A 19,789-nucleotide genomic window follows, 5' to 3' on the forward strand; every position below is an offset into this window, starting at 1 on the left:
CGTAACATTATCTAGTGTATAGAAAATTTCTCTATTTTTCTAGCCTTAACTTCGAATCATATAAGGGATGTAAGAGATCGTCAGCTCATAAAAAATGATAAACCCGGCAGCTATAGGGGCTGCCGGGTCATGTGTAAATCAGGAAAATACCCGATCGATGAACGCTATTTCGCTATCTGAAAGGGTCACGTCCCCTGTTTTGAGATTCCGTACGACTTGACCACTTCTCTTCGCACCAGGAATCAACACATCAAGGGATGGCCGGGAAAAATACCAGGCTAGGACGACCTGGCTGATTTCCACACCTTTTTCATCAGCAAGCTTTCTTAGCTCGTCGACCTTTTGAAGATTGGACGTAAACGTGCTGCCCTGGAAGTTCGGCATATCCTTTCGCAGATCCCCAAACGTGTCAGACTCCTTGTATTTGCCCGTTAGAAGCCCCGCTTCGAGGGGGAAATACGGAATGAATGTGATCCCAAGCTGATCTGTATAAGGAAGCAGTTCTTTCTCGGCTGATCGTTTCAAGAGATTGTACTCAGCTTGCAGTACGTCCACATGACCGTCCTTGTTCGCTTCTTTCAGCTGACCAAGGTCGAAATTCGAAACACCGATCGCCCGGATCTTTCCTTGATCCTTCATTTCTTTCAATGCACCGACTGCTTCATCCTTTGGCGTATCTTCATCAGGGAAATGGATATAGAATAGGTCAATATAATCTGTTTGCAGTCGTTTCAAAGCATCATCGACAGACTGTTTGAGAAACGCGGGCGAGTTGGTGATGGTGACATTTCCCTCTCCGTCCAGCTGATGGGCGGCTTTTGTCGCGATGGCCAAGTCCTCTCTCTTATAGTCTTTGATAACTTCTCCGACCAACTGCTCCGACCGCTCAGGCCCATAGATAAATGCAGTGTCGAGCAGGTTCACTCCATGATCGAGAGCTGTCCGGACAACTTTTTTCCCCTCTTCTTCATCAAGATGAGGGAACAAATTATGCCCTCCCACTGCATTGGTTCCAAGTCCAATGGGAAAGACTTTCACATCTGAATGTCCCAGGTTCACCTTATTTTCCATCTTGCTTCACTCCTTTAGTTCAATCACTTGATGATACACTCCTCCATTTTCCCTTTCAAAAGACGAAATTAAACATTTGGGTTCTTTTGATTGACTACAGAAGGGAAGATTGAGTATATTTATGTAGACCAATCTCTATAATTTTTAGTAAAGGTGAGCGTTTAATGAAGAATAATCCTACAAAACGGCTGATTCTTGAAACGGCAGCACAGCTATTTCAAAAACAGGGCTATCACGGCACCGGTATCAATCAGATCATCGAAGTAAGCGGGACACCGAAAGGTTCTCTGTACTACCATTTTCCGAACGGGAAAGAGCAGATTGCCCAAGAAGCGATCAAGCTCGTAAAAGAACATATTGTCGAACAGACAAAATTGGATCTTCAACAGGATAAAGATGCATCCGAAGCCTTTCGACGACATATCCTTAATATCGCTGACTTTTACGATTCTGATAACGACACGGAATGGCTTAAGATCGGGACACTTGCTTCCGAAACAGCGGCTACCCATGAAGAGTTGCGATCTACATGTGAACTTGCTTTTAAAGAATGGCAGGAGCTTTATGCCGATGCATTGATTTCAAGGGGGTATCCCGAAAAAGCAGCAGGGACACTTGCCATTACAATCAATGCGCTACTAGAAGGTGCGACCACCATTTCGTTGATTGCCGGAAACGGAGATACTCTTCGCATCATTGCTGAGCAACTACCTATCCTACTTCATAGAGAGAATTCAGTACAGGAGGACAATCATATATGAGTCATAGTCAATCGAACACATCTACATCAAGCGAGGGACCCTTTAAGGTTCTTCCGATCCTCACATCATTTCTTATCGCCGGATTTATCGGCCTCTTCAGTGAAACGGCACTGAACATGGCATTGAGCAATTTGATCCAAGATTTTGGCATTCATGAAACAACCGCCCAATGGCTAACAACGGGTTACCTTCTCACTCTTGGGATTTTGGTACCTGTCTCCGGACTGATCCTGCAATGGTTCACGACGAGACAGCTGTTTGTCGTCTCACTGGTCTTCTCGATCATCGGGACCTTCATTGCAGCCATCGCCCCGAACTTCGGTTTCCTGATGGTGGCACGCGTCGTGCAGGCAATGGGTACCGCTCTGATGCTTCCGCTAATGTTTAATACCATTCTCTTGATTGTTCCGCCACACAAGCGCGGTAAGATCATGGGGCTCATGGGACTCGTCATCATGTTTGCACCGGCGGTAGGTCCTACGCTGTCCGGATTGATCCTTGAATCCCTGACATGGCACTGGATTTTCTGGATATCCCTGCCATTCCTGTTGGTTGCACTGGTTTTCGGTATTTTCTTCATGCAAAATGTATCGACACCGACCAGACCAAAAATCGATATTTTATCCATCATCCTTTCTACGATCGGATTCGGAGGAGTCGTGTATGGTTTCAGTTCAGCTGGGGAAGGCGGAGGTTGGAGTGAACCTGTCGTCATCATTTCCATTGCCGCCGGAGTCATCGGCCTTATCGTCTTCTGTCTAAGACAACGCACCATGGCTCAGCCGATGCTGAACCTGAAGACGTTCAAATACCCAATGTTCGTTGTCGGATTGCTGCTTGTATTGATCTGCATGATGGTCATTCTGTCATCCATGATCCTGCTTCCACTATACTTGCAAACGTCACTTGCCATGACGACATTTGCCGCCGGTCTTCTCTTATTGCCGGGTGGGATCATCAATGGACTGCTATCCCCGATCATGGGAAGCCTGTTCGACCGCTTCGGTCCTAAATGGCTAGTCATACCTGGCCTTGCCATCGTCATCGCATCACTTGTCGGTTTCTATACAGTGGACCTTGATACGTCTTCCTACTTCATTGTCGGGATGCACATCCTGCTCATGATCGGTGTATCCATGATCATGATGCCCGCCCAGACAAATGGGTTGAATCAACTGCCACCTGAGCTTTATCCTGATGGCACGGCCATCATGAACACCCTTCAACAAGTTGCCGGTGCCATCGGAACGGCTGTTGCAATCTCGATTCTTTCTTCTGGCGTGAAATCTTACATGGAAGGCGGTGCGGATCTCTCAAATCCGTTGACCCCGCTTCTTGCATTCACTTCAGGTGTACAAAATGCATTCCTATTTGCCATTATCGCCGCAGTTGTCGGATTCATCGTCGGACTGTTCGTCAAGCGGGTGAAAGTCGATCACCCCATGAGCTGAGCTCTTCATAACAGAAAAGGTGCACAGACTTCAGAAGAAGTCGTGCACCTTTTTTATTTCATTTTTTCTCTCAATCTCTCCAGGTCCCCCTGTACCTTTGACAATCGTATTGATAAGACAATCATGTTGGCAAAGGCAACGAGACCCGCTATGCTCATACATAATGTTAGGATGCCTAAAGTCCCCACTCTACCACCCCCTAGTGCTTACATCCCGCTAAGAAAAACGGAATAAATGCCCCATAATCCGATGAAAAATGGAATCATTGACAGAACGATGATCCCTATGCTGTGACGCCAAGCCCCCAATGCCATCAAAATGAGACCGATCACGAGCAGAATGGAAATGGTGCTGAATGTCATCTTCCTTCCTCCTTTCAGACGGATAAGATGAAGGGCCTTTCATCATACTATACGATAGTACCCTAACTCACTAAGATTCAAGGAGTTGCTATCATTATGGAAAAAATCATCCACAGACTGGATTTTGGTGCCGAAGGGCTGTGGTTCCCCCTCACTGTCAGCCTGATATTGGCTCTATGCATGTTGATTCAGCCGAAACGATTGATATCTTGGGTGGAACTATATATAACATTCGGCGTCGTCGGATTAGCTGCATGGCTTTCAGATGTGTTGGTCATGAGGGTCCTTGACTGGGTCGATCTGGGAGATGCGAAGATAACAGGCATCGGCGAGGTACTTAGCTATACACTCGTTCCTACGTCTCTCGCCATTCTTTACCTGAACCTGACACCTTATGAAAAACGTTGGAGACATTCGATTTTGTTCACTTTGTTATCTTTTCTCATACAGGCTGGCATGGAGTATGTCGGATATATGAAAGTGGTGTCTCCCCTCATTCTTTACATATCGCCGATTTTCTACCTGATCGTATTCAGATTCATCCTGCCCATTCATCTCAGGATCATACGGAAGCAACACTAAACCAACGGAATGTCGTATTTATTAATCAGATCCTTGAATGCAGGTCTTTCGTTCCCGTCACGACCGATGACATGGGTAGCCGCAACAAGGGAATTGAGGACAGCCTCTTCTGTTGCTTCCCCGACAGCCCTGAATGCAATGTCCATATCCTCTTCATGGATGACCGGAATGGATAAAAGCTTTCCGCTTGGATGATGAGGAATGGTGGTGTGGGTGGAGAAGCCGATGACCACCTCGCCACTCCCCGTAGTGATGATGGATCCTGTGCGAGATAAACCGGTAACGGATCGTTTGATGATCCGATGCAGCTGCCTTTCAGAGACGGGCAAATCCGTTGCTACTACAATGATGATGGATCCTTTATCCCTTTCATCACGCTCCTGAAGGATGGCCTGTTTCAACTTTTCCCCTACAGGATTTCCTCCTACCTTAAGATCGCTTAATATCCCAAAGTTTGAGAGTACGAGTACGCCAAGGGTGTAGGTACCATGATCGAGGGGGATCATTCTAGAAGAAGTACCTATTCCTCCTTTCAACGAATAGCAGAGCATACCCCTCCCTGCTCCAACACTGCCTTCCTCTACTTGTTCTTCAGCATTATGTATGGCATTGAGAACATGCTCCTTCCGAACCACCTTGCCCCTGACGTCATTCAGCAGCATATCATTGCATTCACAAACGATCGGATTCACCGTCCCTGTCGTTCTGCCAATCTCAGGATTGTGTTCAAGCATGTAATCAATCAGGGCATCAGCCGCTACTCCGATACTCAGTGTGTTCGTCAGGATGATCGGCGTTTCTAGTGTGCCCAGTTCATTGATCTGGATCAACCCCATGCTTTTACCAAAGCCATTGATCACATGGGAAGAGGCTATAAGCTTGTCTTTGAAAAGTGAGCCATGATGGGGCAGGATGGCTGTGACACCGGTTTGATGAGGTCCATCATCAATTGTCGTATGGCCGACTGTCACTCCCTTTACATCGGTGATGGAATTGTCTTCACCGGTTTGCATCCTCCCGATTTTGACTCCGTAGTCCCGGATTCGTCTCGTCATGTCAGTCTTCCTCCTTGTGATTTATCTATCCAACGTACCTCTTCCGAGCAGGAATGTTTTGACCATGGCGAAATATTCACGTATGTAATAGTTGGCCCTCACAAACCATGGCGTCGGAGCTGCATACCCTGTAGCATCAAGTCCCACATCCCGGGCAAGTATTTTGGATCTGGCTAGGTGAAAGTCATTGGTCACGATCAAGACTTTCCCCTCCTTCAATCCTCTATCTTCCAGGACGCGCCGGGAATACAGCATATTCTCATATGTATTGGTGGATGCATCTTCAAATATGATCCGGCTTTCATCAATTCCGTGGCCAACCAAATAACGACCCATGGCCTCTGCCTCACTGATGGACTCTCCCGGACCTTGTCCTCCAGATACAACTACAGGAAGATCTTCCCGCATCTTCAGGATCTCTACCCCTGTAGCAAGGCGGGACAGGAGCGTTTTGGAAGGTTCTTCTCCTTTTAATCCGGCACCGAGGATCAGGACCGCACCATAGTCGTCTGAAAGGTTCCCTGTTTCGTCAGCTTCTTTTAAGATGTACCCCTCAACCCCTGCAAAAGTTCCTACAAAAATAAGATAGGCAGCACCAATCAAGCGATAGGCCCACAATCGTTTACGTAAACATAGAACAACCAATACATAGATGATCAGTCCATTTATCAGTATGAATAACAAGCCGAACGTCACACGGAAAAACAGGAACGCCATGACAGTGCCTAGAAGAGCCAAGATCAACAGGGCCCTTTTATTCTTGAACTCCGCCATCTTCATTCTTCAGGGCCGCTTTGACGCTTTTTCAACGTATGATTGATATTATTCAAACTGATCAGAATCAGGGACAGCATAATAAATGTCACCAGTTCCTCTGAAAAAAAAGAATAGACTCCAACAATTAGCAGAATGAAGCCATACCATCTGTTACTCACGATTCATCACTCCCTAACACTCATTCAACTCTATCCATTATTTCAAATCACTTACAATGTGACAATGATTATTTATACGTCTGTCAAGCAGATAACGCGGTCACAAGTAGACTAGTCTTTATCTACCGTCCCCAGGCAGACTATAGACGAAAGCTCCGTTGGGTAAGGTCCATTTTCCCCCCTTTCCTACAAGCGCTGAATGTTTCTTTGCTTGAAAAAAGAAGTTGTGGAATAATAATAGACGTCTTTTCAACTCAGGAGTGATGAAGGAAATATGAATCGTAAAAAACAAATCAACCTAAAAAAGTGGATACTCTACATTGCTTTAATTGTACTATGCGTTACGTCCATCTACTTTGTACACCATAATGAAAACTATTATGATCGACCGATTGCGGAAGTGACCGATGTGAAAGTGACCGGTACACGGGATATCACCGACACCAATGGGAACAAAGATAGGCTGCATGAACAGGAAGTCCATGCAACGGTGAAGAACGGTCCAGAGAAAGGAAAAGACATTCTCTTAAGCAATACGTTCTCGACCTCCAAGGCGTATGATCAAGAATACAAACCGGGAAATGACTTGTTTGTCTCTATCAACAATCCAGATGGACAGGGTCAATTAAAGGGGTCCATAGATGACGTAAAGCGTGACACATCCCTCATCATCATCGCATGGGTTTTCATTTTCCTAATGGTCCTGGTCGGAAAGCGCCAAGGGTTCTATTCTCTCGGAACCCTTTGCATCAATGCCGTCATCCTTTCATTCGCTCTTGATATCTATTTGAGCAATGACCGGATCGGATTGCTTGCAGCTTGCGGTTTGGCTGTCGTCCTGTTCAGTTCCATCTCGCTCCTGTTGGTAAACGGGTTTAACCGGAAAACCTATGCCGCGGTCATTTCCACGCTGGTCGCCACGTTTGTGACCTTGGTCATCAGTTTCATTGTCATCAAATCTACAGCAGCAAACGGGCTCCGTTATGAGGAGATGCAGTTTCTGACCAGGCCGACCGAGACCGTATTTATGGCTGGGATACTTGTGGGCTGTCTAGGTGCCATCATGGATGTGGCCATTACTCTTTCTTCATCCATTTTCACCCTCTATGAAAAGAATCCTTCAATCAGTACAAAGGCATTAAAAGATGCTGGCTTGGAAATCGGACGGGACATCATGGGGACGATGACAAATATCATGTTTTTTGTCTATATCAGCGGTGCTATGCCCATGCTGATTCTCTATTTCAAGAATGCCTCACCGCTTGGTTTCACTTTGTCGATGAATCTCTCTTTGGAGCTTGCCCGTGCCCTGACGGGTGGGATTGGCATCGTCCTTGCAATACCCATCGGGATAGCCGTCTCCATCTATTTTGTCAATAAGAGGAGGGCCGTATAATGACTGTTCAATTCATCCTTGCTGTCATTCTCTTTATACTCATGACGGCTGTGGGAGGTAAAAAAGGGGCGCGATCCTTTGTTGCCCTTTTTCTCAATTTCACCGTGCTGATCCTTTCAATCATCATCATGAACAACCCGGGAGCCAATCCTGTCGTCATCACCTTATTTGCTTCCGCACTGATCAGTTCCATCACGTTATTCTACATCAGCAGATGGGGAACCAAGACGATCACTGCTTTCCTTGCTACCATTGTGACCACTTGCATCCTTCTCGTCTTTATCCTTTTGTTTACAAATCAGGCGATGATTCAGGGGTTCGGGGAAGAAGAAATTGAAGAACTTGCACCATACTCTCTTTATGTAGGGGTGGACTTCGTCAAGATCGGTGCAGCCATGATCCTCATGAGCACGATCGGAGCCATCATCGATCTGACCATTGCCATATCCTCTCCCATGCAGGAAATAAAGCATCATAATCCGGATATTGATCGCCGTTCTCTTTTTGCATCTGGGATGAGTATCGGTCGTGATATTCTAGGGACAAGCGCGAATACGCTATTCTTTGCCTTCTTTGGAGGATATATGGGCCTCTTACTATGGTTCAAGGATTTGAAGTACTCACTGGGTGAGATCGTCAATTCGAAAGTGTTCAGCTCTGAAATGATCTTCATAGGCTCCTCTGCCATCGGCATGGCCCTTGCCATTCCCATCACTGCTGCCTTAACGGCTTATTTCCTTGATAAAAAGAAGCTAGGTAGGAATAGATCCTATTGAATGAATGAGTGTTCCCTAAACATCATCTTCATAAAAAAAAGCCCCGTATATGCACGGGGCTTTGCTATGTGTTTGAGCAAGATGTACTATCAGTATTCCCTATATAATTTGATTTAATCATATTATAGTTTGATTATCACAGATTCACGACGTCTGGACCTCATGCTTGACTTCCAGGATATCCAAGGCTTCTTTGACGCTCCCTGTAACAGGCAGGCTTGAAAGATCGATATCCAGGTTCAATGCTTCGAGTACGAGCTCGGGGCGCAGTCCCGTTATGAATGTGCCGACCCCAAGAAGTCCCAATACATAATGAACTTTAAACAGCGTGTCAATCACAAGATTATCCACAGAATACATACCGGAGAAATCGATGATCAGGTGTGTAATCTGCTGCTCCCTGACTTTTACCGGAATGAGATCCAACAGGGCCACTGCTTTATCATGATCAATCTTTCCTGTTATCGGAAGGATGGCGATATCATCAAGCAAGGGGACGATAGTCGCAGATAGTTCATTGATTTCCTTGATCAACTCAACCTGCCTTTGATTGGCTTCGCGTTTCCATCCTATATCGCGTATGTAGGACTGAATTGCCTGTTTGCCTGCCACAGTGACAGGGTGGCAATACAGTTCAGCTTCGACCGTGGTACCGTCCATACGATAAAGAAGCTCTTCAATGACCTCAGCCGGTTTGCTATAGGCAGACTGGATCCGTTCTTTTATTGCCTCCCTCGATGAATCCTGGAATATATCAAGGGGACTCAGACCGATAACCCCTTCCTTCGTCGTCCTGAAGAACGATTCTGCTGCACGGTTGATATACAGGATCTGATAATCTGTATGGATGATGACAGGCTCGAGTGAATATTCGATGACCTCTCGATAGTCTATAGTGGATATGGCTTCACTCACGTTCCTCACTCCTTTTTCCTCAACGATACAGGTTATCGTAAGACCACGCAAGGAAGTTCCCTCGGTTTCTCATTTTATTATGAAGGTGCTTGCTATGAAACGCGTTTCATATCGTAGTATAAATGATGGGAGGTGTAGCCATGCCTCCCGGGCTCATATTAAAAGCGTGACCCTGAACAGGGGCGTGATTGATGATATGGGCTTTTTTAAGCTTATATAGAATATGAATCAATTTGTTTGAATATTATGTAAAATTATTGTATAATAGAAAAAAGGTCAAGGAGCTGATAGTCATGAAGAGGCATTTGTTGAACTCACCGCAGTCTGATGAAAGCAGTATCCACTCTTTACTAGCTGAAATGATCCTGGACGAGGCTCTGCTGAATTTCCGTAAAGAGAAGATTGAACAGGAAATTGACCGTGCGCTATGCGAGAAAAACAAAGACGATTTTCTACGTTTGTGTAAAGAATTAAATCAACTCCATCGACAATACGGTTATACAATGTAGTATACATCCCGCGTCATTAATAAGGGGCAATCTCATATGAGATTGCCCCTTTGCTGCTTTTTTCCCTTTTTTCGATACCATTGCTGTTATGGGTGTAAACAAAAATCCGAAACCTCCCCATATAATAGGGAGGTTTCGGATTTTTACTATTTAGCCTCTTCCAGCTTGGAAAGAAGGGTATTTTGTCATTCCACCGTCGACGAACAGTGTTACACCGGTCACATAGCTTGCTTGCTCAGAAGCGAGGAAGGCCGCTACGGATGATACTTCTTCCGGTTTACCGATGTAGCCCATCGGTATCATGCTTTCAACGTCTGCACGCTGCTCTGGATCATTGAATTTCTCTGCATTGATCGGAGTATCCATGGCACCTGGTCCAATATTGTTAACGCGGATACCCTTTGGAGCATATTCAAGAGCGAGTGTTTCTGTCATCAGTTTCATGCCGCCTTTACTTGCTGCATAGTGGACGAATAACGGCCAAGGAATCATCTCATGAACAGAAGACATGTTGATGACGTTCCCTTTGATGTCATTTTCAACCCAATACTTGATGGCTTCACGGCTTCCAAGGAAGGCTCCTGTCAGGTTCGTATCGATGACCGCCTGCCAGTTATCCAATGATAGCTCATGTGATGCCATAGGATTTTCAAAGCCTGCGTTGTTGATCATGATATCCAATGTACCGAATTCTTTAACAGCCGTTTGGACAAGATTAATCACATCTGCCTCTTTTGACACATCACCATGAACGATGATGGCTTGGCCACCCGCTTCTTCTACTTCTTTTTTAACTTCAAGAGCTTCTTCTTCCTTACTGCGGTAGTTGATGACAACTTTTGATTGCTCTTGTCCAAAACGTACGGCCATGGCGCGGCCCAATCCTTTGGATGCACCTGTAATAACGACTACTTTATCTTTTAGATCTTGATACATAATGTTTCCCTCCTGTTGTTGTTTTCCTCTTTGATTGTTATTTACCAAAAGAGCGTTCTTTAGTCACCTTAATGAACGCCTCGTCCCCTGATCGTTCGCGTGCCTCAAGAGCCTGGATGGCATCTTGACCTGCAGCATAGCGTATGCGGTCTGTGCCATCGGTAGCTGCTTCAAAAACGACCTTCGCGATGGTGATGGGTTCACTTGATTCGATATTGGAAACGAACCGCTCCTGGAAAGAGGCCATTCCAGTATCATAATCCTTTATGGTTTCCGATGAAGTTTTCTCCAATGAACGACCATCGAAATCAGTGGCCACTCCACCCGGTTCAATAAGCTTAGCCTTGATACCGAGCTGGCTCAATTCAAAGCCAAGGGATTCAGTAAAACCTTCTACCGCCCACTTGGTGGAATGATACAGACTCAAATATGGAAAGGCAACTCGTCCGCCCAGGGAAGATACGTTGATGAACATTCCATCTTTGTTCTTCCTGAAATGAGGAAGAAATGCTTTTGTGACTTCAAAGAGCCCGAATACATTGACCTCGAATTGCTTTCTAATCTGATCATCCTCTGCAAGTTCAAACGGACCCATCAGCCCGAAGCCTGCATTATTGAGTACGGCATCCACTTTAGGATAGTCGGATAAAATTTGATCTCTGGCAGCTTCAATGCTGCCATGATCCGATACATCCAACCGGTATACCTGTATATTCCCGTTTTTCTTAAGTTCAATCTCTTTTTCCGGAGATCGCATGGTGGCCGCCACATTCCAGCCATTTTCAGCAAAGTAGCGGGCGGTGGCCTTCCCGATTCCCGATGATGCTCCGGTAATCACAATGGTTTTGGATGTCATAAGGTCATTCCCCCTTTTTATTTCCAGAACGTTATATCATTAACGGGCAAGCGGTAAGAAGGATATCCTTCATCAGCTGCTTTACCCATGGATATGAGCATGATTGGAACGTAACGGTCTTTGTCGAGTCCGAATTCTTCTGCGATAATGTCTTTCTCATAGCCGCCGATCGGATTCGTGTCGTAGCCGTGGGCACGTGCCACGAGCATCAGCTGCATGGAAACAAGTCCTGCATCGATCAGTACTACATCTCGTAGATCATTCTCAAGTTGGTTATCATAATGTGCTTTGATTTTCCCGAGCTGCATGTCTTTGATGTCCTGGGGCATATAGCCGAGCTCTACCGCTTTGTCATAAATGGCATCGGCATTCTCGATATTCTTCATATCTCCGAAGACAGCCACGACGGCTGCTGACGTGTTTACTTGTTCTTTATTGAATCGTGCCATCTGAGCAAGCTTTCCTTTCCCTTCCTGTGTATCGACGACCATGAATCTCCAGGGCTGCATATTCACGGAAGAAGGAGCGCGGCTAGCCTCGGTAAGGATCTGCTCCATTTCGTCACGGCTGATCTTCACTTCCGGATCATACCTCTTGATGGAGCGTCGGTTTAATACAATATCATTGAAATCATTAGGTTTCATGTGTGATGTTCCTTTCTTGGTTGAGAGTAAATTTCGCAATTAATTGATGGGTCAATAATTGATACATCAAACACTATAAAACATTTAAGCGTTCGATGCAAGAGAAGAGCTCATATGAAAATATTCCCCTGATTTCAAGGATATTTCATCTCATTTCCCTTCAATCGTTGACACGTCAATTAATATAAACCATCATGGATTGCATTTCAAGTGATGTGTTTCACAAACATTTTTCTAGGTGCTGTTAGTATTTCCTCGCCCATGTTTCTTATCATTGCTCACATATGTTTTCCTAAATGGTAAAATAGGGATCTGGACACTAGGAAAAGGAGCCCTGAATCATGAAAAAGATTATTATTGGAGGAACAGCCTCCTTACTGGGCATCGGTATCGCAGTCGGTACCTACCTGTTCGAAACCGCTCCCTCTACCCACTTGCCATCAGAAATAGGAACGCCTCCGGAGCAAAAATCTCCTCCGGAAAACGACGATACCCTTCAACCGATTGAATCAAATGGTCCTATTGGGTACGCCCTGGCAGGTGAGCTCAAAATCACCTATGATGACGGAGAGCATTGGTCACGCGTACCGGTCGGAATAGAAAGCCTTTTTGCCGGGGAATACAATGGACAGGAGAACGAGCTGATCGAACACAGCTTTTACCTATCAGACGATCGCTCCGCCTTTCTATATGTAGAAGGAGCGGACAATCAACGTGTAAAGCTGCTCTATTCCCTTGATCGAGGAGATACATGGAAAGTTGCAGATATAGACGGAACGATCGCTCCCCGCTTCAGGAAAGTGGATTTCCTCAATGAAGCTGACGGCTATGTCGTGTATACCGGAGAGAGGACCATGTCCTCGGAAGCAACAAAGGTATTTCTGACGCATGACGGGGGAGAATCATGGAAGGAGGTGCCCCATCCGGATCACTATCGTCTGCTGTACGACGGTAATTTCATTGATGAGAAGACCGGTTTTTTATCTTATGGGATCCTAAATCCTGAAGAACCCGACCTTTATGTCACCCAAGATGGGGGACAGTCCTGGGTGTCGGCGAGCATTGAGATACCCGATGAGTACCATCTCATCTTTACCACTGCTGAAACTCCTTATATAGAGGGTAATGACTTGGTTCTGTTGGTAAATCAGGGATCCAGCGGCGATTACAAAGGTGGGAAAGTGAAAGGGAAATTCATTTCGGAGGATAATGGCCTCTCTTGGTCGTTCCAACACGAGGTGTATGCAGATGAATAAAAGGAAGCAGGTTATGGGATGGTGTTGTTTTGCCCTTTCGGTTATTCTCTTCCTCTTCCAAGGACTTTATTTGATCCTCCACTTAAGATGGAGGGTTGAATATGCAGACAATCGACTTTTCTATCTCATGACCATTTTCATTGTGGTTTGCGCAACTGTGGCCCTGATTGTCCTGATGGACCTGAAAAAGAATGGAAAATCACTGCTTTTAGTGATTGCCATCGTAATCATCCTCTTGCACGGGGTCCTTTCGTTTCGGCACTCGAGAGCTGTCAGGGAATTGGTTTCCCTTTCACCTGATTGGAAGACATATTTTGTGTTGAAACAAGATCGCCTTTCGGGTAAGACCGACTATTACAGACCCTATTATGGTCCATTTGTCCAAGCAAAGGTAACGCTCCCTTTTTCAATGAAAGGAGATGCGAAGATAAAATGGATTGAAGATGATATTGTCGCAGCAACCTACCACGCAGAAGATGGGTCTATTCATCAATTCATCGGCACATTCGGAGATCGTGGTCAAGGTTCCTCCTACACGAATGTGGCACTATCCATTCAGGGAACATGGAAAGGCGAAGATTTTATTCTTACTAGCACCACTGAGGGTCTCACCGTTAAGCATGGTGATGAAGTCGAACGCTTTTCATGGGAGAATATCGTGCAGTTCGGTACCCTGGCTGTCGTGCTGACTGAGAATGACGAAGCCAGATGGACGGTCGCCTTAGGGGGAGATTTCATCAGCCATGAGAATGACCCTGCCCCTCCTTCCGGCTCTATTTACCTTTACGAAGCTATCGATGGAAGCACTGAACCGGTTCCCCTTACTTTATCTTCTCCTTGACCGTTGCATATGAATGGCTGATTTTTAGTTGATAACCTTATAGCTTTTTCACTAACCCCATAAAGGTGACCCTTCCCCTCCCCTTTATGGGGTGTTTCTCTCTCCCTTAAAAGAAATGTTCACCCATTCATAGTTACCGCTTTCTTTCGGGAACAGCCTGGCTTATAATAGTAATTAAGAATGATTCTAATTTTCAAATTTTTCACAAATTATGAGTTCCACCCCTATTTCAACCCCTTATTTTGAAAGGAGAATGGTCGATGGATCACAATCAAAAACCTGATCAGAAGGAACATAGCGCAGCGGGACAATGTCCCGTCACCCACCACAAGGATAGTGCCATAACGACGTCAAGGTCACCACGAGGAACGACGAATAAGGAATGGTGGCCAAATCAGCTTAATCTGAATGTCCTTCGTCAGCACGATCGGAAGTCGAACCCTTATGGAGAAGATTTTGATTATCGTCAGGAATTTGCCAAGCTGGACTACGAAGCGTTGAAAAAGGATCTCCACTCCCTCATGACCGAAAGCCAGGAATGGTGGCCAGCAGATTATGGGCATTATGGTCCCTTCTTCATCCGCATGTCTTGGCACGCGGCAGGTACATACCGGACATCGGATGGACGAGGCGGCGGCGCATCGGGTTCCCAGCGATTTGCCCCGCTTAACAGCTGGCCGGATAATGTGAACCTCGACAAGGCACGCAGGTTACTCTGGCCCATCAAGCGCAAATATGGGAACAAAATCTCTTGGGCAGATCTTCTCGTCCTGACGGGTAATGTGGCACTAGAATCTATGGGGTTGAAAACATTCGGTTTTGCAGGTGGCCGCGAAGACATTTGGCATGCGGAGGAAGATGTATATTGGGGTACAGAGAAAGAATGGCTTGCAGACAACCGCTACTCAGGGGACCGCGAACTAGAAGACCCCCTCGCAGCCGTTCAAATGGGACTCATCTATGTTAATCCTGAAGGACCTAACGGCAAACCTGATCCAAAAGGCAGTGCCAGGGATATCCGGGATACGTTCGGCAGGATGGCCATGAATGATGAAGAGACGGTGGCGCTTATTGCTGGAGGTCATACATTTGGTAAAGCCCACGGTGCAGGTGACCCTTCACACGTCGGGGATGATCCTGAGGCAGCTACACTTGAGAATCAAGGACTTGGTTGGATTAGCAGCTACGGAAGCGGCAAGGGCCGTGATACGATTTCGAGCGGAGTGGACGGTGCCTGGACAACCCATCCGACAACATGGGATAACGGGTACTTCGACCTTTTATTCGGCTATGAGTGGGAGCTTACCAAAAGTGCTGCAGGAGCATATCAATGGACTCCGGTGGATATGGGCGAAGAGCATATGGCACCCGATGCCGAAGACCCATCGATCAAAGTGAAGACCATGATGACGACTGCGGACATGGCACTCAGGGAAGATCCTGCCTATGAAAAGATCTCCCGCCGATTCCATTCCAATCCAGACGAGTTTGCTGATGCTTTTGCACGTGCCTGGTTCAAACTCCTTCACAGGGATATGGGTCCAAAAGTCAGATATCTTGGTCCTGAAGTTCCAAGTGAGGAGTTGATCTGGCAGGATCCGGTACCGGCAGTGGATTATGAACTCTCCGATTCAGAGATTGAAGAGCTGAAATCAAAGATCCTGGATTCAGGATTGGGAATCAGTGAACTGGTCAAGACCGCTTGGGCTTCCGCATCCACCTTCAGGGGATCGGATATGCGCGGCGGGGCCAACGGTGCACGTATTCGCCTCGCCCCTCAAAAAGATTGGGAAGTGAATGAACCTGACCTTCTCCAAAACGTGTTGAACATGTATGAAGACATCCAAAGCACATTTGGCAAGAAGGTTAGCATCGCCGACCTTATCGTCCTTGGTGGTACAGCTGCAGTAGAAAAAGCAGCCAAAGACGGCGGCTTCGACGTAAAGATCACCTTCTCCCCTGGACGAGGTGATGCAACCCCAGAACAAACCGATGAAGAGAGCTTCGACGTCCTGGAACCGGTGTCAGATGGATTCCGTAACTATCAAAAGCAGGAATACTCCATTTCTCCAGAAGAAATGCTCGTCGACAAAGCGCAGCTGCTAGGATTGAGTGCACCTGAAATGGCGGTGCTGATCGGTGGAATGCGCTCACTCGGTGCAAACTATGGGTCAAGCAAGAGTGGCCTTTTCACTGAGCATGTAGGACGCCTTTCTTCTGAGTTCTTCGTCAACCTCCTTGATATGGGAGTCGAATGGAAACGTGTTGCTTTCAATGAATATGAAGGGCGAGATCGTCATACAAGCGAAGTCATATGGACCGCTTCTCGATTTGACCTGGTAATTGGATCGAATTCCGAACTGCGTGCCATCGCCGAAGTGTATGCCCAAGACGATAATAAAGAAAAATTCGTTCATGATTTTGTCTCAGCATGGGTCAAAGTCATGAATGCAGACCGGTTTGATCTAAAATGATTGGTCTCCTGCCTCCAGGGGCAGGATTTTTTTTGGTCATTTCACAAAAGGAGATGAAAAGCCATTACAGTTGAATATGAATGGATCGGCACTGGGGAAGAACAACTCGTGAACGAGACGGGAATCGGATGTTCTTACTATGAGTGGCGTTCCTTATGTGAATATCTTGCCGGCGACTACCGCATTTTGTTGTATCACCGCCGATCAAGTGATTGAATGCCTTCTGAAAAACAAAGAAAGTGGTGCATGGACATGATGTCCTGCACCACTTTTCATTCTTATTACCTGGTGAATACCCTGGTCTCACTCAGCCATACTAAGAAAAACGATTGAAAGCAGATGATTTCATGAGAAAGCTGGTAGTGATGATGTCAATGATGGCCCTTTTTGTGCTTCCGACTCCGGCAGATGCCAAGCAGGTAGAGAGAAGCATGGCGGAACCGAGGGGAGAGGTCATCTGGGAAGTTCCCATGGCTTTCAAAAAAGTAGCCCTCACATTCGATGATGGGCCCCATCCTCTTTATACCGCTCAGATCCTCCAGATTTTGAAATCCTATGATGCAAAAGCGACATTCTTCCTCACTGGCGAGCGGATCAAACGCTTCCCTGATCTCGTGAAAAGAGAAGTGAAAGAAGGACACGAAATCGGAAATCATTCTTTTTCTCATCCGAACTTCGGCTCGCTTTCTTTGAGGGATATCGAAAAAGAGATATCCACTACGGAAGAACTTCTGCTCCAATTCCAGCCGGGCACCCAGCCAAAGTTGTTCAGGCCGCCAGGAGGCGACCTTTCCATACCTGTGCTGGGCTTGATGAAAGAAATGGATTTAATGCCGATCCTCTGGTCGTGGCATCAGGATCCGAGAGATTGGGCAGGACGTTCAAGCGAGGCCATTTCAGCCCATGTTCTTGATAATATCCACAATGGAGACATCATCCTTCTACATGACTCCGGTGGAAATCGGGAGGAAACCGTTAAAGCGCTGAAAACAATCTTATCCACGTTGACTGAAAAAGGGTATCAGTTTGTCACCGTACAGGAACTGATGGAGACGGATCCGGTATTCGGCTTTTGAGGTAATGGGCATCTCTCTCAAAGAAAGATCATAAAGCATTCTACCTCAGGAAGGCATTCATTGATCTTACCGCCTAAGAAATACTTCGGTTTTTTTACCTATACAAAAAACAATCAAAAACCACGACGTTGTCAACGCGTGGTTTTTGACTACTAATCTAACTCCCCTGAATGGCTTTTCACTTTATCCAGGGATTGAATTCATTAGCTCGAAGAAGTGTTCAGGTTTTTGGGTCTTATTTAGGTGATACCATGACTGCAATGTAGCCGGTGCAAATACATCTACTTTTTTCAGCACCTCCCTCGCAAATTCCAGGGGAGCTACCCCTGAGGCAGTAACCAGATTACCATCCGTTACGACAGGTCCCATCTCATAATGCCCTTCTCCATGATAATTCGGACAGACCATTTTCATATAGGCCGCGTCATTACCAGTGTGCTTTCTGGTATCCAGATATCCCATATTCGCAAGAGCCTCAGTGGCACCACAAATGGCCGCGACCATCGTCCCAAGCTCTAAAGCTTCACCGATTTTTTTCAATATTGGCTGATGAATGGATTCTCCCCAACTAGTCCCTCCAGGTAAAATGAACAGGTCCTCTCTTTCAACCATGCACGCATCCAAGGAAAGATCTGGTATGATGCTCAGACCTCCCATCGTCGTAATCCTTTCTTTCGTTGCTCCTACTGTCACTACTTGTAGCGGTTTACGACCTTTTTTGAAGTATCGCCCCGTGTTTAGTTCGGCAATCAAATAACCATATTCCCAGTCTGACATTGTGTTGAATACATAAAGATAAACGCTTGTTTGCATTTCATAACACTCCCATCACCATTGATATAGCCTATTATAAAGGGAAATCCCTGACAGCTACTGTCAGGGATGTCATTATTCTTGATGAAATGTTATATATTCCGATAAAACCTCTACAATCCTTTTTTTCAGACTTACCGGCTCAATAATTTGAATCGATTTTCCATACGGTAATAGCAGATGAGGGATATGGGTATGTACGATGTCAGTTTCCAGAAGAAACATAGCTTTTTTTGGTTCCCTTTCCTGCACATAATGTCCTAGAAACCAATGCTGGCAAACATCATTAAGCGTATTTTCATTCCCAATGATCACCATACGAGTGATTCCTTCCTTTCCATTTATCGTCGGAAGGAGATTTTTCATGAAAAAGTCACGTGCTGAAAAGTCTTCTGGTCTGCTAAACGTCTTTTCAGTTAACCCTATACGCTCAATCCGATCGACTCGAAAACTGCGAAGGTCACTTCTATGATGACAAAATCCAATCACATACCATTTATTGTTCCAGTAGAGCATTTTGTATGGGTCGACCACTCTCTCATGTTTTTGTTGCTCCCTACTTTTATGGTAAACCATGTTTACTGAGTACCCTTCAGCTATGGCATGCTCCAACTCTTTCAAAAACGGTTCAAGTGAGGGCGGTCGTAATGGACGTATGACTTCAAGGCTGGTCACATGGTGGTTTACCATTCTTTCCTGCTCTTGATTTGAGTGTTTACTTAGTTTTGAAATAGCTCTTTTTAGCGGTTCACCACCATAATATCCCGCTTCCTCTGCAAAAACGGCAGCGTGAAACAGTGACGTTTGTTCTCCAACATCAAAAAAGAGAGGAGCCTCCATAAAGTGGTTCAATAACGTATACCCGCCGTTAGGTCCTGATTCTGAAATGATCGGTACTCCACTTGTTGAAATGGTATCGATATAACGATACACCGTCCTAATATTCATCTCTAACTTTTCTGATATTTGTTTCGCCGTCACTTTCTCACCTGAACGGAGCATCCATAGAATCGCTAACATACTATCAATTTTGGACATGTCATCCACCTTTGTTAAGATACTCTTCTCATGTTTTGTAGA

21 protein-coding genes are annotated in these 19,789 nt (G+C 45.8%); 10 read left to right on the forward strand and 11 right to left on the reverse strand.

Translation table 11 applies throughout. The features are described from left to right. Nucleotides 1-138: 138 nt before the first annotated feature. Nucleotides 139-1,071, reverse strand: coding sequence for an aldo/keto reductase (locus K6T23_RS11730; RefSeq protein WP_238281123.1), 933 nt, complete (start codon nucleotides 1,069-1,071; stop codon nucleotides 139-141). A gap of 164 nt (nucleotides 1,072-1,235) precedes the next feature. Here K6T23_RS11730 and K6T23_RS11735 point away from each other — a divergent pair, with 164 nt between their 5' ends. Together K6T23_RS11735 and K6T23_RS11740 are read left to right on the forward strand one after the other, a co-directional pair. Then, a complete protein-coding gene (locus K6T23_RS11735; protein WP_056536441.1) occupies nucleotides 1,236-1,832 on the forward strand; it encodes a TetR/AcrR family transcriptional regulator in 597 nt (198 codons plus the stop codon). Continuing rightward, a complete protein-coding gene (locus tag K6T23_RS11740; RefSeq protein WP_238281124.1) occupies nucleotides 1,829-3,283 on the forward strand; it encodes a DHA2 family efflux MFS transporter permease subunit in 1,455 nt (484 codons plus the stop codon). The genes K6T23_RS11735 and K6T23_RS11740 overlap by 4 nt, the downstream gene beginning before the upstream one ends. A gap of 206 nt (nucleotides 3,284-3,489) precedes the next feature. Here the strand turns inward: K6T23_RS11740 and K6T23_RS11745 are convergent, their stop codons facing one another. Further along, a complete protein-coding gene (locus K6T23_RS11745; RefSeq protein WP_156450645.1) occupies nucleotides 3,490-3,645 on the reverse strand; it encodes a hypothetical protein in 156 nt (51 codons plus the stop codon). A gap of 96 nt (nucleotides 3,646-3,741) precedes the next feature. Between K6T23_RS11745 and K6T23_RS11750 the strand changes: the two genes are divergently transcribed. Further along, nucleotides 3,742-4,227, forward strand: a complete 486-nt coding sequence (locus tag K6T23_RS11750; protein WP_056536436.1) for a hypothetical protein — start codon at nucleotides 3,742-3,744, stop codon at nucleotides 4,225-4,227. Here the strand turns inward: K6T23_RS11750 and K6T23_RS11755 are convergent. Genes K6T23_RS11755 through K6T23_RS11765 form a run of 3 tightly spaced genes read right to left on the reverse strand, consistent with a single transcriptional unit; the run spans nucleotide 4,224 to nucleotide 6,217 of the window. After that, a complete protein-coding gene (locus K6T23_RS11755; protein ID WP_056536434.1) occupies nucleotides 4,224-5,282 on the reverse strand; it encodes a DmpA family aminopeptidase in 1,059 nt (352 codons plus the stop codon). The genes K6T23_RS11750 and K6T23_RS11755 overlap by 4 nt on opposite strands. 21 nt (nucleotides 5,283-5,303) lie before the next feature. Further along, on the reverse strand, nucleotides 5,304-6,062 hold the full coding sequence (locus tag K6T23_RS11760) for a YdcF family protein (RefSeq protein WP_148984285.1): 759 nt from the start codon (nucleotides 6,060-6,062) through the stop codon (nucleotides 5,304-5,306). Next, on the reverse strand, nucleotides 6,059-6,217 hold the full coding sequence (locus tag K6T23_RS11765) for a hypothetical protein (RefSeq protein ID WP_164468452.1): 159 nt from the start codon (nucleotides 6,215-6,217) through the stop codon (nucleotides 6,059-6,061). The genes K6T23_RS11760 and K6T23_RS11765 overlap by 4 nt, the downstream gene beginning before the upstream one ends. Before the next feature lie 274 nt (nucleotides 6,218-6,491). Here K6T23_RS11765 and K6T23_RS11770 point away from each other — a divergent pair, with 274 nt between their 5' ends. Continuing rightward, nucleotides 6,492-7,613 (forward strand): YibE/F family protein, encoded by a 1,122-nt coding sequence (locus K6T23_RS11770; protein WP_238281125.1) that lies wholly within the window; start codon nucleotides 6,492-6,494, stop codon nucleotides 7,611-7,613. Next, nucleotides 7,613-8,389: a YibE/F family protein gene (locus tag K6T23_RS11775; protein WP_056536428.1), complete on the forward strand. Its 777-nt coding sequence runs from the start codon at nucleotides 7,613-7,615 to the stop codon at nucleotides 8,387-8,389. The genes K6T23_RS11770 and K6T23_RS11775 overlap by 1 nt, the downstream gene beginning before the upstream one ends. Nucleotides 8,390-8,533: 144 nt before the next feature. Here the strand turns inward: K6T23_RS11775 and K6T23_RS11780 are convergent, their stop codons facing one another. Further along, a complete protein-coding gene (locus tag K6T23_RS11780) occupies nucleotides 8,534-9,304 on the reverse strand; it encodes a PAS domain S-box protein (RefSeq protein ID WP_056536425.1) in 771 nt (256 codons plus the stop codon). 293 nt (nucleotides 9,305-9,597) lie between these two features. On the opposite strand from K6T23_RS11780, the gene K6T23_RS11785 reads away from it, so the two are divergent. Continuing rightward, nucleotides 9,598-9,813, forward strand: coding sequence for an IDEAL domain-containing protein (locus tag K6T23_RS11785; RefSeq protein WP_056536422.1), 216 nt, complete (start codon nucleotides 9,598-9,600; stop codon nucleotides 9,811-9,813). A 150-nt stretch (nucleotides 9,814-9,963) separates the two neighbouring features. On the opposite strand, the gene K6T23_RS11790 is transcribed toward K6T23_RS11785, so the two are convergent. Genes K6T23_RS11790 through K6T23_RS11800 form a run of 3 tightly spaced genes read right to left on the reverse strand, consistent with a single transcriptional unit; the run spans nucleotide 9,964 to nucleotide 12,249 of the window. Next, nucleotides 9,964-10,749, reverse strand: a complete 786-nt coding sequence (locus K6T23_RS11790) for a glucose 1-dehydrogenase (RefSeq protein ID WP_056536419.1) — start codon at nucleotides 10,747-10,749, stop codon at nucleotides 9,964-9,966. A 37-nt stretch (nucleotides 10,750-10,786) separates the two neighbouring features. Continuing rightward, nucleotides 10,787-11,605: an SDR family oxidoreductase gene (locus K6T23_RS11795; protein ID WP_056536416.1), complete on the reverse strand. Its 819-nt coding sequence runs from the start codon at nucleotides 11,603-11,605 to the stop codon at nucleotides 10,787-10,789. Nucleotides 11,606-11,622: 17 nt separating this feature from the next. Further along, the gene (locus tag K6T23_RS11800; protein ID WP_238281127.1) at nucleotides 11,623-12,249 is read right to left on the reverse strand and encodes a nitroreductase family protein; all 627 of its coding nucleotides are present in this window, start codon (nucleotides 12,247-12,249) and stop codon (nucleotides 11,623-11,625) included. Between the two features lie 341 nt (nucleotides 12,250-12,590). On the opposite strand from K6T23_RS11800, the gene K6T23_RS11805 reads away from it, so the two are divergent. The 4 genes from K6T23_RS11805 (at nucleotide 12,591) to K6T23_RS11820 (ending at nucleotide 17,896) form a co-directional block, all read left to right on the forward strand. Next, a complete protein-coding gene (locus K6T23_RS11805; protein WP_238281129.1) occupies nucleotides 12,591-13,505 on the forward strand; it encodes a WD40/YVTN/BNR-like repeat-containing protein in 915 nt (304 codons plus the stop codon). Continuing rightward, complete coding sequence (locus K6T23_RS11810; RefSeq protein ID WP_238281131.1) at nucleotides 13,492-14,346, forward strand: hypothetical protein; 855 nt, start codon at nucleotides 13,492-13,494, stop codon at nucleotides 14,344-14,346. Before K6T23_RS11805 ends, K6T23_RS11810 begins: the two co-directional genes overlap by 14 nt. A 260-nt stretch (nucleotides 14,347-14,606) precedes the next feature. Then, complete coding sequence (gene katG, locus K6T23_RS11815; protein WP_238281133.1) at nucleotides 14,607-16,820, forward strand: catalase/peroxidase HPI; 2,214 nt, start codon at nucleotides 14,607-14,609, stop codon at nucleotides 16,818-16,820. 347 nt (nucleotides 16,821-17,167) lie between these two features. Next, nucleotides 17,168-17,896 carry a polysaccharide deacetylase family protein gene (locus K6T23_RS11820; RefSeq protein WP_238281135.1) on the forward strand — a complete coding sequence of 243 codons (729 nt, stop codon included), beginning with the start codon at nucleotides 17,168-17,170 and terminating at the stop codon, nucleotides 17,894-17,896. Nucleotides 17,897-18,079: 183 nt separating this feature from the next. Here K6T23_RS11820 and K6T23_RS11825 read toward each other — a convergent pair whose 3' ends face one another. Together K6T23_RS11825 and K6T23_RS11830 are read right to left on the reverse strand one after the other, a co-directional pair. Continuing rightward, entirely contained in the window at nucleotides 18,080-18,709 is a 630-nt protein-coding gene (locus tag K6T23_RS11825; protein WP_056536394.1) for a type 1 glutamine amidotransferase family protein, read from the reverse strand. A 75-nt stretch (nucleotides 18,710-18,784) separates the two neighbouring features. After that, nucleotides 18,785-19,747, reverse strand: coding sequence for a helix-turn-helix transcriptional regulator (locus tag K6T23_RS11830; protein WP_238281136.1), 963 nt, complete (start codon nucleotides 19,745-19,747; stop codon nucleotides 18,785-18,787). Between the last annotated feature and the right edge of the window lie 42 nt (nucleotides 19,748-19,789).

Origin of the sequence: Rossellomorea marisflavi, assembly GCF_022170785.1 — a bacterium.
GTDB lineage: Bacteria > Bacillota > Bacilli > Bacillales > Bacillaceae_B > Rossellomorea > Rossellomorea marisflavi_B.